The sequence below is a fragment of the Streptomyces hiroshimensis genome (genome assembly GCF_014650335.1).
Lineage (GTDB): Bacteria > Actinomycetota > Actinomycetes > Streptomycetales > Streptomycetaceae > Streptomyces > Streptomyces hiroshimensis.
This window is the reverse complement of sequence record NZ_BMUT01000015.1, coordinates 20,552-34,969: the sequence shown is the minus strand read 5'-3', so window position 1 is coordinate 34,969 and position 14,418 is coordinate 20,552. Positions and strand designations below refer to the sequence as shown.

The 14,418-nt window shown below is 75.9% G+C and carries 12 protein-coding genes; 7 read left to right on the top strand and 5 right to left on the bottom strand.

The features are described 5' to 3' along the window. Window positions 1-158: 158 nt before the first annotated feature. Window positions 159-590, bottom strand: coding sequence for an SPW repeat protein (locus tag IE241_RS28205; RefSeq protein WP_190024684.1), 432 nt, complete (start codon window positions 588-590; stop codon window positions 159-161). A 187-nt stretch (window positions 591-777) separates the two neighbouring features. On the opposite strand from IE241_RS28205, the gene IE241_RS28200 reads away from it, so the two are divergent. Continuing rightward, window positions 778-933, top strand: a complete 156-nt coding sequence (locus IE241_RS28200) for a hypothetical protein (protein ID WP_190024683.1) — start codon at window positions 778-780, stop codon at window positions 931-933. A 65-nt stretch (window positions 934-998) separates the two neighbouring features. Here IE241_RS28200 and IE241_RS28195 read toward each other — a convergent pair whose 3' ends face one another. From IE241_RS28195 to IE241_RS28180, 4 genes are all read right to left on the bottom strand, one after another. Further along, complete coding sequence (locus IE241_RS28195; protein WP_229899945.1) at window positions 999-1,868, bottom strand: 5-oxoprolinase subunit C family protein; 870 nt, start codon at window positions 1,866-1,868, stop codon at window positions 999-1,001. Between the two features lie 149 nt (window positions 1,869-2,017). Further along, on the bottom strand, window positions 2,018-2,632 hold the full coding sequence (gene pxpB, locus IE241_RS28190) for a 5-oxoprolinase subunit PxpB (RefSeq protein WP_190024775.1): 615 nt from the start codon (window positions 2,630-2,632) through the stop codon (window positions 2,018-2,020). Between the two features lie 59 nt (window positions 2,633-2,691). Further along, window positions 2,692-3,465, bottom strand: coding sequence for a LamB/YcsF family protein (locus IE241_RS28185; RefSeq protein ID WP_190024681.1), 774 nt, complete (start codon window positions 3,463-3,465; stop codon window positions 2,692-2,694). Then, window positions 3,462-4,115, bottom strand: a complete 654-nt coding sequence (locus IE241_RS28180) for a GntR family transcriptional regulator (RefSeq protein ID WP_190024680.1) — start codon at window positions 4,113-4,115, stop codon at window positions 3,462-3,464. Before IE241_RS28180 ends, IE241_RS28185 begins: the two co-directional genes overlap by 4 nt. Window positions 4,116-4,241: 126 nt before the next feature. Between IE241_RS28180 and IE241_RS28175 the strand changes: the two genes are divergently transcribed. The 6 genes from IE241_RS28175 (at window position 4,242) to IE241_RS28150 (ending at window position 14,398) form a co-directional block, all read left to right on the top strand. Continuing rightward, complete coding sequence (locus tag IE241_RS28175; protein WP_190024679.1) at window positions 4,242-4,955, top strand: DUF969 domain-containing protein; 714 nt, start codon at window positions 4,242-4,244, stop codon at window positions 4,953-4,955. Continuing rightward, window positions 4,952-5,920 (top strand): DUF979 domain-containing protein, encoded by a 969-nt coding sequence (locus tag IE241_RS28170; protein ID WP_190024678.1) that lies wholly within the window; start codon window positions 4,952-4,954, stop codon window positions 5,918-5,920. Before IE241_RS28175 ends, IE241_RS28170 begins: the two co-directional genes overlap by 4 nt. 48 nt (window positions 5,921-5,968) lie before the next feature. Then, on the top strand, window positions 5,969-6,613 hold the full coding sequence (gene pcp, locus IE241_RS28165) for a pyroglutamyl-peptidase I (protein ID WP_190024677.1): 645 nt from the start codon (window positions 5,969-5,971) through the stop codon (window positions 6,611-6,613). Between the two features lie 67 nt (window positions 6,614-6,680). Continuing rightward, a complete protein-coding gene (locus IE241_RS28160) occupies window positions 6,681-8,204 on the top strand; it encodes a hypothetical protein (protein ID WP_190024676.1) in 1,524 nt (507 codons plus the stop codon). 438 nt (window positions 8,205-8,642) lie between these two features. Beyond that, window positions 8,643-9,566: a hypothetical protein gene (locus IE241_RS28155; protein ID WP_190024675.1), complete on the top strand. Its 924-nt coding sequence runs from the start codon at window positions 8,643-8,645 to the stop codon at window positions 9,564-9,566. A gap of 56 nt (window positions 9,567-9,622) precedes the next feature. Further along, window positions 9,623-14,398, top strand: coding sequence for a coiled-coil domain-containing protein (locus tag IE241_RS28150; protein ID WP_190024674.1), 4,776 nt, complete (start codon window positions 9,623-9,625; stop codon window positions 14,396-14,398). Window positions 14,399-14,418 lie beyond the last annotated feature (20 nt).

Genomic DNA, 14,418 nt, shown 5'->3' with positions numbered 1-14,418 from the left:
GTCGTGTCGCGGCCGTGCCGCGGCCGTATCGGGGCCGTGCCGCAGTCGGCCTCGTGAGCCCGTTCGGGACGTGCTTCGGCCCCGCCGCCCGGGGTGCGGGCGGCGGGGCCGAAAGGGGACCAGCGGCGAAATTCAGCCTCTTTCAGGCCGGGTGGCGGTCAGCGCCGTGACCTCGCCATCCCCATGCGTGCCAGGGCGAGGGCCAGCAGGCAGGCCACTGCTCCGGCGATGACGTTGCTGACGACGGCACGCGTGGCGAACGCGTGCCCGGCGACGACCCAGGGGGAAATGATCGTCCAGGCGCCGAGGCACAGGGCGGCCCAGCTCATCGCGTGCGTGCGCTCGTAGGCGGGGCCGAAGCCGCCGACCAGGCAAGCAAAGACTGCTCCCACGATCAGGTTGTGGATGGCAAGGGTGGATGCGCCGCTGAAGCCCACGATCCATGGTGAAGCGGCCAGGTAGACACCGCAGAGAAGAGCGAGTGCCTCGACGGCCTGGGCGACGGGCGTGCTCGTCGCCACTTCGGAGTGGGCGCGGAGCGCCACGATGTCCGGGTGCTGTTCTATTCGGGGCGACGTAGGGGCGGTCACGTCAGCCACCTTCTTTCAGTGTCAGGTCGGACCTGCCTGCATTTTAACCTGATTAGAGGGATTTTCACCTGGAGGGAGGTCGTCATATCTGGCGATTTCCCCTGTGTTGGGGTCCGGTTTCGGCCCGTCACCCTGGGGGAACCCGGCCAGTCGGTTTCCGGGGGTTCGGCAACGCGAGGAGGCGGCCGTGGAACAGCTCAAGGGACAGGGCGAGCGGATGCAGCACCGGGGCGAGGCCCGGGAGGAGACCGCGCGGGCCCGCCGTTCGCTTCCGAGTGAGGCACCGGAGCGCGCCGGCGAGGACCCCGATGCGGAGTCGCACATCATCCGCGGCCTGGACTGAACGCGCGGGCCGCAGACCCGGGGCGGCGGCCGGAGGCCGGGCACCGGGTCTGCGGCCGGAGCGCCTCAGCCCCGCGCGGGCACGAACCGCGCGGGCGCGAACCGCACCGGTGTCCCGGGCACGGCCTGCGCCGCGGCGGCCAGCTCCGCCTCGGGGACCACGCCCACGACGGGGTAGCCGCCGGTCGTCGGGTGGTCGGCGAGGAAGACGACGGGGCGGCCGTCCGGGGGGACTTGGACCGCGCCCAGGACCATCCCCTCGCTCGGGAGCTCGCCCTCCGTGGCGCGCTCCAGGGCCGGGCCCTCCGTGCGCAGGCCGATCCGGTTGCTCGCGCCCGCCACCCGGAAGTCACCGCGGGCCAGGGTGCGCAGCGCGGCGGGCGTGAACCAGCCGTCGCGCGGACCGAGCACGACCGGCAGTACCAGCCCGCCGGCCGGCGGGCCCGCCCACGGGACGGCGTCGACGCCCGCGCTCGGTCCGCAGGGCGCGCCGAGCGGCAGTTCCGCGCCCGCGGACAGCGGCTCCGGCCCCAGCCCCGACAGCAGGTCACGTGAGCGGCTGCCGAGGACGGGCGGCACGGCGATGCCGCCCCCGAACGCCACGTAGCTGCGCAGCCCCAGGGCGGCCCGGCCCACGTCGAGCACCGCGCCCGCGGGCACCCGCACCGGGGCGCCCCACGCCACCGGGCGGCCGTCGACCCGCACCGGGCAGGGCGCGCCGGTCACCGCGGCGGTCACGGCCGCCGTGGTACGGACGGCGCAGCCGTCGACGGTGGTCTCCAGCGTGGCGTGGCCCGCGGGGTTGCCGACGAGCCGGTTGGCGAGCGCGTGCGCGGGCCGGTCCAGGGCACCGGAGCGGCCGACGCCCAGGTGCGCATGGCCGGGCCGGCCGAGGTCCTGCACGGTCGTCAGGGCGCCGGGCCGGACGACGGCCAGGAAGGGCGCGCCGCAGGCCGCGCGGCCGGCCGGGCCGGGCGCACGGTTGTCCGTTTCGGTCGTGCGGCTGTCCGTTCTGGACACGCGACCGTCTGTTCCGGGCCTTTGGCGTTCCGTTCCGGGCGTTCGGCCGTCCGTTCCGGTTCCGGTCATGCGTCCACCTCGAAACGTACGCGGGTGCCGGGGGCCAGCAGTGCCGCCGGCTCTCGCGCGGCGTCCCACAGGACCGCGTCCGTACGGCCGATGAGCTGCCAGCCGCCGGGGGAGGAGCGGGGGTAGACGCCGGTGTACGGGCCGGCCAGGCCGACCGCGCCTGCGGGCACGGCGGTGCGGGGCGTGGCCCGGCGCGGCACGTGCAGATGCTCCGGCAGCCCGGTGAGATAGCCGAAGCCGGGGGCGAACCCGCAGAACGCGACGCGGAATTCGAGGCCGGAGTGCAGGCGCGCGACCTCCTCCTCGGCGACCCCCCACAGGGCGGCGACCTCCGCGAGGTCGGCACCGTCGTAGCGGACCGGCAGGACGACGGGCTGGCTGTCGGCGGCCGCGAGCGGCGGCACGTCCCAGTGCACGATGTCGGCGGCGAGGGCCCGCGGGTCGGCCAGGCCGTCGAGGAGGACGGTCCGCGCGGCCGGCACGATCTCGGTCACGGGCGGCAGGGTCCCGGCGGCACGGCGCCGCAGCAGCTCGGCGTGCAGTGCCTGCGCCTCCCCGGTGTCCGCCACCTCGACGAGCAGGGCGTGCGGGCCGACGCGCAGGGGACGCAGGCCGGGCGCGGCGGAGGGCTCCTGCGGCGGGCCGGAGCGGGCGTCCGCGCGGTCCGCGGTCACGCGAACGCCTCCAGGCGGACCCCCGCGGCCTCCAGCGCGGCGCGGACCCGGCGGGCGAGGTCCGCGGCGCCCGGCGTATCGCCGTGGAGGCACAGGGAGCGGGCCCGGACGGCGACCTCCTCGCCCGTGAGGGCCGTGACGGCCGCCTCCCGGGCCATCCGCACGGAGCGGGCGACGACGGCGTCCGGGTCGAGGACGACCGCGCCGGGGGTCCGGCGCGGCACCAGGGTGCCGGCGGCCGTGTACGCGCGGTCGGCGAACGCCTCGGTGACCACCGGCAGTCCGGCCCCGGCCGCGGCCTCGTGCAGCCGCGAGCCCGGCAGGCCCAGTACGGGCAGGGCCCCGCCCGCGCGCAGCACCCCGGCGACGACGGCCGCCGCCTGCTCGGCGTCGGCGACCGTGCGGTTGTAGAGCGCCCCGTGCGGCTTGACGTAGGCGACGTCCGAGCCGGCCGCCTGCGCGAAGGCGCGCAGGGCGCCGATCTGATAGGTGATCTCGTCGGCGAGTTCGTCCGGCGGCACGTCCATGGCGCGGCGCCCGAAGCCGGCCAGGTCGCGGTAGGAGACCTGGGCGCCGATGCGCACGCCCCGCTCGGCGGCGCGCTCGCAGACCTGCCGCATGGTGGAGGGGTCGCCGGCGTGGAAGCCGCAGGCGACGTTCGCGCTGGTCACCACGGACAGCAGGGCGTCGTCGTCGGTCAGGCGCCAGCGTCCGAAGCCCTCCCCGAGGTCGGCGTTGAGGTCGAGCACGGCGGTGCCGTGGGCGTTCATGCGTTCTCCCCTTCCCGCTCCTGCAGAGCGCCCAGGATGAGCTCCAGGGCGTCGTCCAGATAGGTGGTCAGCTCGCTCTCCGCCCGCCCGTACTCGCCGTCCTCCAGGAGCGTCGCGAGGGCGCGGTTGCGCTCCAGGAAGGGCTCGTGGAAGCGGTGCGCCGAGGGCATCGCGTGGAAGGCCAGACGCAGTTCGGCCATCAGCCGGTCCATCGCGGCGTCGATGCGCGGGCTGCCGGACAGGGCGGCCAGCGCCCGGTGGAAGCGCAGGTCGGCCGAGCCGACCTCCTGCCAGTCGCCCGCAGCGGCGGCGCGCTCGGCCCCGTCCACCGCGGCGGTCACGGCCTCGCGCAGCGGCTGCCCGGCCCCCGCGGCGGCCCGGACCCCGGCGCACTCCAGGGCGGCGCGCACGCGGTAGATGTCGGTGACGTCGGCGGGGTCGACGACGCGGACGAAGACGCCGCGGTTGAGCCGGTGTACGACCAGGCTCTCGTGGATGAGCAGGCGGAACGCCTCGCGCAGCGTATTGCGCGAGATCCCGAGGTCCCGGCCGAGGGCCTCTTCCGAGAGCCGGGTGCCGGGCGGCAGGCCGCCGCCCTCGATGCGTTCGCGGAGCACGTCGGCCACGCGCTGCGCAGTGGACAAGGTCATCGGCATCCCCAAGTACTTGTTGATCGCCCATACCTATTGAGAATTGTTGAACAATATCTTAGCCTCCTCGCCAATCCCCTCACCCGATCGGGTGAGGGCCGTCCGGGCTCCCGGAAGGCGGAGCGCATGATCGTTCTCCTGGGCGTCCTCGTGGTCGTGCTCGGCTTCGCCACGAGACGCAACCCCCTGCTGGTGGTCGGCGCCGCCGGCATCGTCACGGGCCTCCTCGGCGGCCTCTCCCCCCAGCGCGTCCTGGCCGCCTTCGGCACCGGGTTCGCCTCCAGCCGCTCGGTGACGATCTTCGTGATCACGCTGCCCGTCATCGGCCTGCTCGAACACCACGGCCTCCAGGAACAGGCCCGCCGCCTGATCACCCGCTTCGCCGGGCTCACCGCGGGCCGCTTCCTCGCGCTCTACCTCCTGCTGCGCCAGATCGCCGCCGCCGTCGGCCTCAACAACGTCTTCGGGCACGCCCAGACCGTGCGGCCGCTCGCCGCGCCCATGGCCGAGGGCGCCGCCGAGCGCCGGCACGGGCCGCTCGGCGAGAAGGCCCGCGAGAAGGTGCGCTCGTTCGCCGCGAGCGCGGACAACGTCGGCCTGTTCTTCGGCGAGGACGTCTTCCTTGCCGTCGGGTCGATCCTGCTGATCACCGGCTTCGTCAACACCACCTACCACACGCACCTCGAACCGCTGCAGCTCGCGCTGTGGGCCATACCCACGGCCCTGTGCGCCCTCGCCATACACGGCTGGCGGCTGCTGCGGCTCGACCGCCAGCTGTCCGGGGGGACCTCCGGGCCCGGCCGGAGCGCCGCCGCCGAGACCGGGGAGACCGTCAAGTGATCAAGGCGGAGTGGTTCTACTGGCTGGTCGGCGGCATCTTCCTGGTGATGGCCGCGCAGATGCTCACCGACCGCACCAACCCCAAGCGCGTCGGCACGGCCGCCTTCTGGGGCCTGCTCGGCCTCGGCTTCATCTACGGCACCTGGGTCGCCGACAAGTCCGCCCCGGCCGAGCCGCTCGGCGCCGCCGTCCTCGTCATGGTCTGCCTCGCGGGCTTCGGCTTCACCGGCCGCGGCAAGGGGGCCGAGGCAACGCCCGAGGAGCGGGAGGCGCGGGCCGCCCGCTGGGGCAGCCGCCTCTTCGTCCCCGCGCTCACCATCCCCGTCGTCGCCCTCCTCTGCGCGGTCGGCGTCAAGAAGCTCTCCGTGGACGGCGAACCCGTCCTGCAAAAGGGCAGCGAGACCATCCTCGGCCTCGGCATCGGGGCCGTCGTCGCCCTCGTCGTGGGCATGGTGATGCTGCGCGAGAAGCGGCTCTCGACCCCCGTGCACGCCGGGCGGACCATGCTGGAGTCGATGGGCTGGGCCATGCTGCTGCCCCAGCTCCTCGCCACCCTCGGCAGCATCTTCTCCGTGGCCGGCGTCGGCGACCAGGTCCGCAGGATCACCACCGCGGTGCTGCCCGACGGCTCCCTCTTCCTCGCCGTCGTCGTCTACTGCGTCGGGATGTTCCTGTTCACCGTCGTCATGGGCAACGGCTTCGCCGCCTTCCCCGTCATGACCGCGGCCGTCGGCTGGCCCGTCCTCGTCATCCAGGAGGGCGGCAACGCCCCGGCCGTCCTGGCCATCGGCATGCTCGCCGGCTTCTGCGGCACGCTGGTGACGCCCATGGCCGCCAACTACAACATCGTCCCGGCCGCGCTCCTCGAACTGAAGGACCAGTACGGACCCATCAAGGCCCAGATGCCGACGGCCGTCGCCCTGCTCGGCTGCAACATCGTCATCATGTACGTCTTCGCCGTCTGAACCATGTACGTCTCCGCCGTCCGGCGGCCCGCCGGGAGGGAGCCAGCCGTGACCCGTGTCCTGCTCACCGGATTCGAGCCCTTCGGAGGGGAGGGGGTGAACCCCTCCTGGGAGGCCGTCCGCGCGGCCGCCGCGCGCGGCGCCGACGGGCTCGTCCTCTCCACCGCGCAACTGCCCTGCGCCTTCGGCACCGCCCTCGACGCCCTCCGGGAGGCCGTCGACCGCACCGCGCCGGACCTCGTCCTCTGCGTGGGGCAGGCGGGCGGCCGCCCCGACATCACCGTCGAACGCATCGCCGTCAATGTCGACGACGCCCGCATCCCCGACAACGCGGGCGCGCAGCCCGTCGACGAGCCCGTCGTCCCCGGCGGGCCCGCCGCCTACTTCGCGACCCTGCCCGTCAAGGCGTGCGTCGCGGCCGTGCGCGAGGCCGGGCTGCCAGCGTCGGTCTCCCAGACCGCCGGCACGTTCGTCTGCAACCACGTCTTCTACGGCCTGATGCACCTCGCCGCCACCGAACGGCCCGGGCTGCGGGGAGGCTTCGTGCACATCCCCTACGCGCCCGGGCAGGTCGCCGACCGGGCCCTGCCCTCGCTGCCCGTCTCCACCGCCGCGGAGGCACTCTGTGTGATCGCCGTCACCGCTGCGGGGCGCACCACGGACATCCGTGCGGAAGGCGGAGCCACACACTAGGGGCGTGGCGGACATTCCGCCCGTGCCGTTTCGTCCGTTGTCGGTGTGACCGCCTACTCTGTGCGACGTGACTTCTCCAGCCCCGGCGGCCGCTCCGCCCCAGCTCAACGGGCCGTCGCGACCGGCCCCGGGCCCGGCCGCCGACGAGGGCCTGGCCCGCCGCCTGCGCGCGCTCGCCTGCACCGCGCCGCTGCACGACCTGGACGCGCGCAAGGCCAACCTCGCGGGCGAGTACGGCGTCTACGCCATGGCGGAGGTGGCGCTCGCCGCCATCGACCTGGTCACGCTCAACATGGACTTCGACACCGGCGCCGACCACGAGCAGATAGTGGCCCGGCTGCAGCCGCGCGTCGCCGCCCAGGCGCCGGAGCGGCCGCAGGCCGAGCACGAGCGGGTGGCCCGCTGGGTGCTGGAGAACCTCATCAACGTCGGCAGCGTGGACCGCGGCTTCCGCGCCGTCTACGGCACCTTCGGGGCCGACGGCGTCTACGTCCGGCGCGACTACGACTTCAAGCTCGTCGAAGAGGTGCCCGGGTCCGGCGGCACCGTCTTCCTGCGCACCACGGACGAGGCCGTCAACGTCCTCGTCGGCGCCCTCGACACCGACGTCACCAGCGCGCAGATCGCCGCCGAGGTGAAGCTGGAGGTCCTCATCAGCCGGGGCCGCCTCGCCGACGCCCAGCTCGCCGCGGAGCAGGCCCGCTACCGGACCGTGCAGTACGCCGAGACGCTCCGCAAGACCCTCGACGCCACCCGGCGCAACGTCCGCGCCGTCGACTGGCTGCGGGCCGTGCCCGACATGATCGCCGAAGCGCTCGACCACGTCGCCGACCGCTACCGCCACGAGAACGCGATCCTCACCAACATCCGCAAGGCGCGCGACGAGGCCGAGGAGCCCGAGAACAAGCGCCGCGCCGCCGAGCTCGTCGACATCGTCAAGGACTGCATCCGCCGCCACACCCAGCTGCAGTCCCGCCTGCTGGAAGCGGGGCCGCTGTTCCGCGCCGAGCAGGACCGGCAGGCGTTCGCGACCTCCCCCGGCCGGGCCGGGCTCGACCTCTACGGGCAGCTGCTCGCCCCCGTTCTGCCGCTGCCGCTGGAGCAGGCCGGGCGCGTCACCGACGCCTTCTTCGCCCGCGGCACGGGCCTGCGCACGCCCGTCTCGGTCCGCGTCGGCGACCTCGTCGACATGCTGCTGACCCCGCCCGCCGAGCGGGAGCACCTCGGGGCGGAGATGCCCGAGCCGGACCTCATCGCCACGCCGGACGACAGCCGCTTCAGCGAGGAGCAGCTGGCGAGCGCCATGGAGCTGCTCACCCTGCCGCCCGACGCCCCGCGCCGACTCTCCGGCCTCCTCGCCGAGGCCCGCCGCCGCGACCCCGAACTGCCCTACCTCGTCGCCCTCCTCGCCGTCCACGCCGCGAGCCCCGCGGTCGGCACGGCCTACCGCCAGGGCGAGCAGTCCCTGCTCTTCGCCGTCGACGACGGCACGGTCCTCGACGACGCCGAATTCGGCGGCGCGGACCTCATCGTGGGCACGGCCCTGCTGGACGCGGCCGGCATGGCGGCGGACCGAGCGGAGTCGACGTGACGGCGCGCCTGCGGCGGGCGGCTCGGGCCTGCGCTCGGCGCGGCGCTACGGCGCGCCTGGGGCGGGCGGCCTGGGGCCCCGGCTCGGCTTCGGCGGGCCCCGACGGCTCGGCGCCGGTCCGGCACCGCCGGGCTGCGCCGTACGCCTGCTCGCCGTTGCGGCGGGAGAGAGGGCGCGGCAGACAGCTGTCCCGGCCGGCCCCGTGCATTCCCTCCGGGCAGGGCCGTGAGGCTCTTTCCGCTGCGTCGGCGACCGGCCACGACGTCGCATTCCGGCGGTGCCGGGCCGAGCGCAGCTTCGAGCCGCTGTGGCCGGCCTCGTGCATTTCCTCCGGGCAGGGCCGTGAGGTTCTTTCCGCTGCGTCGGCGACCGGCCGCGACGTCGCATCCCGGCGGTGCCGGGTCACCGCAAGTCTCACATCCGCAGGAGTAGCACACCGTGACTGAGTACGACGCCGAAGCCCCGGCGGAGCCGGCACCGCAGGTGGACGTCGCCGGCGAGGCCGACGCGCCCGCGCCCAGCGGCGGCGGCACCGGCACCGTCACCCCCGCGGACGCCGCCGACGCCGCGCGCCTCATCGCCTTCGGGCTGCAGCCCAAGCTCGTGCCCGCGCGGGACGCCGAGTACGCCGAGCTGCTCCGCCGCCACCGCGACGACCCCGCCTTCGCGCGCCTCGCGGACGCCGTCGCGGCCGGGCTCGGCCTGATCGTCCTGGAGGTGTCCACCCGCGCCGGCATGGCCGTGACCGCCGCGGAGGACTCCGTCTTCGCCGTGCGCATGGGCGACTACGCCCGCCGCGCCACCGTCGACTCCGGCGACCGCTTCCTGCACGGCCTCGCCCACCTCGCGGTCGCCGCCCTGGCCTTCCCCCGCCCGGAGGACCTCGCCGACGACGGCTACATCGGCCGGATCACCGTCAACGGCGTGGACGCCTTCGTCCGGCAGGCGTGCCGCCGCCTGGAGGAGCGCGCCGCCGAGCAGGGCGAGAACACCGACCCCACGACGGACGCCCCCGGCCTGGAGGCCGCCTGGCGGGTCTACGCGCGCCGCAGCGCGACCGGTGCCACCAAGGACGCCCGCCGCCTCGCCGGCTCCACCACGGGCATCATCGCCAAGGCCGTCGCCTTCCTCGTCGACTCCGGCTTCCTGCAGCGCACCGGCGACGACGCCGGCGGCGCCTACCGCACCACCGCCCGCTACCAGCTCCAGGTCCGCGACATGGCCGGCACCGCCGCCATGGCCGAGCTGCTGGAGCTCGGCATCGTGCCCGTGGGCGACGGCAGCGCGACGCTTCTGCCGCCGGACGCCGCCGACGACCTCGACCTGGTCGCCGACGCCGGCCTGCCCTTCCACTCGGCCTGACCGGCCGCCCGCCCGACCGCCTGAACAACCGCCCGTCACGACAACGAGAGACCGCCATGTACGAGCTGTCCCGGGTCCGCCTCTACTCCATCGGGCCCGCCGGTGCGCGCTACGCCGACACCGTGCTGGACCTGCGGGGAGTGGGCGCGCCCGTGCCCACCCCCGCGCCCGCGCAGGCGGAGTTCTTCGAGGAGGAGCCCGTCGGCCCGCCGCGCCGCCCCGCGCCGGCTGGCGTGCTCTTCCTGGAGAACGGCGGCGGCAAGTCCGTCCTCCTCAAGCTCATCTTCTCGGTCATGCTGCCGGGCCACCGCAACACCCTGGGCGGCGCCAGCTCGGGCGTGCTGCGCAAGTTCCTGCTCGCCGACGACTGCGGGCACGTCGCCCTGGAGTGGCAGCACGTCCTGACAGGCGAGACCATCGTGGTCGGCAAGGTCAGCGAGTGGCGCGGCCGCCAGGTCTCCAACGACCCGCGCAAGTTCGCCGAGGCCTGGTACTCCTTCCGCCCCGGCCCGGGCCTCAGCCTCGACGCGCTGCCCGTCGCCGAGTCCACCGCAATGCGCTCCGCCGCCGACGGCAGCTCCGGTTCTGTGCTCTCCGGCGCCTCCGGCGCACGGGGACGCCGCCGCACGATGAAGGGCTTCCGCGACGCCCTCACCGAGGCCGGCAAGGCCTACCCCCACCTGGACGTGGTCTGGGAGGAGATCCACGAGCGCTGGAACGAGCACCTGGGCGAGCTCGGCCTGGACCCCGAACTCTTCCGCTACCAGCGCGAGATGAACGCCGACGAGGGCGAGGCCGCAGGCCTCTTCGCCGTCAAGAACGACTCGGACTTCACCGACCTGCTGCTGCGCGCGGTCACCGACACCCGCGACACCGACGGCCTCGCCGACCTCGTGCACGGCTTCGCCCACAAGCTCGGCCGCCGCGCCGAGCTCACCGCCGAGCGCGACTTCACCGCCGGCTCGCTCGACCTGCTGTCGCGCATCGCAGAGGCGGCCGTCAAGCGCGAGCAGGCCCGCGGCGTGCACGCCGGTTCCGAGCGCCGCACCCGCGGCCTGGCCCGCCGCCTGTCCGCCCGCGCGTTCGAAGAGCGCGGCCGGACCGCCGAGCTGGCCGAGCAGGTCGCCGCCGCGGCCCACGCCGTCACCGCCGCCGACACCGAGCGCGGCCGCAGCTCGCTGGTCGCCGCCGAGATCGCCTACCGGCACGCCTCCCTGGCCCTGGCCGCGGCCGAGAAGGCCGCCGCCGCCCAGCGCCGCGAGCTCAACGACGCCCGCACGCTGCACTCCGCCTGGCAGGCCGCCGAGACCGTCCTGCGCCACCGCGCCGCGGCCGACCGCTCCGCGCGCGTCGCCGCAGCCATCCGCGAGGCCGAGCGCGACGCCGCCCCGGCGCTGGCCGCGCGCGCCCAGGCCGCCACCGAGCTCGTACGGGCCCTCAACACCGCCGCCGAGAGCGGCGAGCAGCGTGCCAACGAGGAGGAGGAGCGCTCCGCAGCCCTCCAGGAGGCGAGCGAGGCCGCCCACCGCGACGCCACGTCGGCCGCCACCGAGGCCCAGCGCGCCCGCAGCGAATCCGGCCACCTGCGCCAGCGCCTGACCGAGGTCGAGCAGGAGATCGCCGAGGCCGTCCGCGCCGGCTGGATCGACGACGCCGGCGAGACCGACCCGGCCCGCGCCGCCCTCGCCGCCAGCGATGCCGAGAAGCCGGCCGTCGCCGCGTACGAGTCCGCGCGGGAGACCGCCCGTCAGGCCGCCGACCGGGCCAAGGAGACGGCCGCAGCCGAGAGCCGGGCCGAGCTGGCCGCCGCCCGCGCCGCGGACGCCGCCACGGCCGCCGAGGGCGCCTACGACGCCGAGCGCCGCGCCGCCGAGTCCATCGGCGCCGAGCAGCGCCTGATCGAGCTGCTGGGCCTGCCCGAGCCGGACGCCTCCGGCCAGGTGCCCGGCCCGCGCACCGAGGCGGGCCCGGACGGCGACGGCCGCCCGCCCGCCCCGCGCCGCTCCTCCGAGGACGCACCCGACGGCGAGGCCCCGTACTACCCCGGCGCCGTCCGGGCGGCCGCCCGGCGCCGCCCCGACGGCCCCGCCCCCGCCCGCCGCGCCGCCTCCGGCCCGCTGACCGCCGAAGAGCTCGACCGCAACGCCGACGCGCTGCGCGAGCTGCTCGACGACAGCGTCGCCACCTCCGAGCGGCACCTGTTCGACCTGCGTACGGCCGCCGCCGACGACTCCCGCATCCTGGGCGCCCTCGGCGACGGCGGCCTGCTGCCGCCCCGCCCGGACGTCCTCGCGGCCGTGGAGTACCTGGGCGAGCACGGCATCCCCGCCCTGCCCGGCTGGCGCTACCTCGCCCAGGCCGTCGACCCGGCCCGGCACGCCGCCGTCCTCGCGGCCCGCCCCGAGCTCGTCGACGGCGTCGTCATCACCGACGGCGACTCCCACGCCCGGGCCCGCGAGGTGCTCGGCACGGCCTCCCTGCTGCCCCGCTCCGCCCTCGCCGTCGGCACGTCCGAGGCCCTGCTCGCCCCCGTACCGGAGGCGGGCCGGCAGGACACCGGCGTGTTCCTCGTGGCCCCCAACCCCGCCATGCACGACGAGCGCGCGGCCGACGAGGAGCGGCACACCCTGCGCGAGCGGTCCCTCGCCCGCGACGAGGAGATCCGCGCCATAGCGGCCCGCCTCGCCGGCGACCGCACCCTCGCCGCCCGCCTCGCCTCGTGGCGCGCCGGCTGCCCCGCGGGCCGCCTCGCCGAGCTGGCCGCCGAGGCCACCCGCGCCCGCGCCGCAGCCGACACCGCCCAGGAGGGGCTGACCGGCCTGCGCGCCGAGCGCGCCGAGGCGGAGGAGACCGCCGCCGAGGCCGCCCGCGTGCGCGACGAGCGGCAGGAGACCGCCCAGCGCGCCCGCCGCGTCGCCGACGCCCTCGCCGGGCTCGCCTACCGCCTGCGCGAGCGCGCCAACTGGCAGACCCGCGCCCGCGAGCTCGCCGAGGAGGCCGCCGAGGCCGAGGAGCGCGCCGCCGTCTTCGTCGACCGCGCCCGCGCCGCCGACGAGGACCGCCGCGCCGCCCAGCGCGCCGCCGACGACGCCCGCCGCACGTCCCGCGCCCTGCGCGCCGAGCGCGCCGAGATCGCCGGCGCCCCCGACGAGGTGCCCGAGGCGAGCGAGCCCCCCACCGCCTCGCTGCCCGCCCTGCGCGAGGCTTACCGCACCGCCTCCCAGGTCTACGAGAAGGTCGGCGTCGGCGCCGACCTGCGCGCCGAGCAGGCCCGCGCCGAGAGCGACGAGAGCGCCGCCCGCAACGAGCTCGACCGCCTCACCAACAAGGTGCGCACCCGCGCCGCCCAGCTCCTGGAAGGCACCGAAGGCGCCGACGGGCCCTCCCGGCAGGCCGCCGCGGCCCGCGCCGAGGAGCTCGTCCAGATGCTGGAGAGCCGCGCCTCCGCGGCCAGCGAGCAGCTGGGCCGGCTGCGCGGCGAGGCCGAGCGCCTCGCCCCGGCCGACGGCGACGCCCACACCGAGCTCCCCGAGGAGCTCGTCCCCGGCGATGCCGACCGCGCCAAGGAGCTCCTGCGCACCGTCACCGGTGAGCTCGCCGCCCGCACCGACGCCCTGGAGCGCGCCCGCACCGCCCACGGCGACCTGCTGCGCGCCCACCGCTCGGCCGAGGACGCCGCCACCGGCTTCGACGACACCGCGGCCCTCCTGCGCGACCTCCTGCGCGACAACTCCCCCGAGGACGACACGGAGCAGCCCGAGCCGTACACCGGCGGCCTGGAAGAGGCCCGCCAGGCCGCGGCCGAGGCCCGCCGCTCCCTGCGCGGCTGCGCCGGCGACCTGTCGGCCGCCGAGTCCGCCGTCCGCGAGGCGAGCGACGTCCTCGTCCGGCACGCCAACTCCACCCGCTACGAGCAGGTGCGCACCCCCGCCCGCCAGCAGATCCGCGAGCTGCCCGCGGCCGCCCTGCCCGAGCACGCCGCCGCCTGGGCCGAGGCCTTCGCCCCCCGCCTGCGCGTCCTGACCGACGAGCTGGAGCAGCTGGAGCGCAACCGCGACAGCATCGTGGACCGGCTGCGCGGGCTCGTGGAGTCCTCCCTGACCACCCTGCGCTCCGCCCAGCGCCTCTCCCGCCTGCCCGAGGGCCTGGGGGAGTGGTCGGGCCAGGAGTTCCTGCGCATCCGCTTCGACGACCCCGACCAGAGCACCCTCACCGAGCGCCTCGGCGAAGTCATCGACGAGGCGACCCGCTCGGCCGTCAAGAAGAACTCCGACCTGCGCCGCGACGGCATGTCCCTGCTCCTGCGCGGCGTCCAGGCGGCCCTGCAGCCGCGCGGCGTCGCCGTGGAGATCCTCAAGCCCGACGCGGTGCTGCGCGCCGAACGCGTGCCGGTCCGGCAGATGGGCGACGTCTTCTCCGGCGGCCAGCTGCTCACCGCCGCCATCGCCCTGTACTGCACCATGGCGGCCCTGCGCAGCAACGACCGGGGCCGCGACAAGCAGCGCCACGCGGGCACCCTGTTCCTGGACAACCCCATCGGCCGCGCCAACGCCACGTACCTGCTGGAGCTCCAGCGGGCCGTCGCCGACGCCCTCGGCGTCCAGCTGCTCTACACCACCGGCCTGTTCGACACCACGGCCCTGGCCGAGTTCCCGCTGGTCATCCGGCTGCGCAACGACGCGGACCTGAGGGCGGGCCTGAAGTACATCAGCGTGGAGGAGCACCTGCGCCCGGGCCTGCCGCCGCAGCAGGACCCGGACGAGGAGCAGGTGCACGGCCAGATCACGGCGACGCGGATGTACCGCCGCCCGCCGGAGGAGGTGCCGGCCTAGGGCTCATGCCCCCGCCGGCC

Bases quoted from the DNA above. Each gene is read 5' to 3' on its own strand.
- IE241_RS28150 (WP_190024674.1), top strand. From the start codon at position 9,623: ATGTACGAGCTGTCCCGGGTCCGCCTCTACTCCATCGGGCCCGCCGGT.
- IE241_RS28175 (WP_190024679.1), top strand. From the start codon at position 4,242: ATGATCGTTCTCCTGGGCGTCCTCGTGGTCGTGCTCGGCTTCGCCACG.
- IE241_RS28185 (WP_190024681.1), bottom strand. From the start codon at position 3,465: ATGAACGCCCACGGCACCGCCGTGCTCGACCTCAACGCCGACCTCGGG.
- IE241_RS28180 (WP_190024680.1), bottom strand. From the start codon at position 4,115: ATGACCTTGTCCACTGCGCAGCGCGTGGCCGACGTGCTCCGCGAACGC.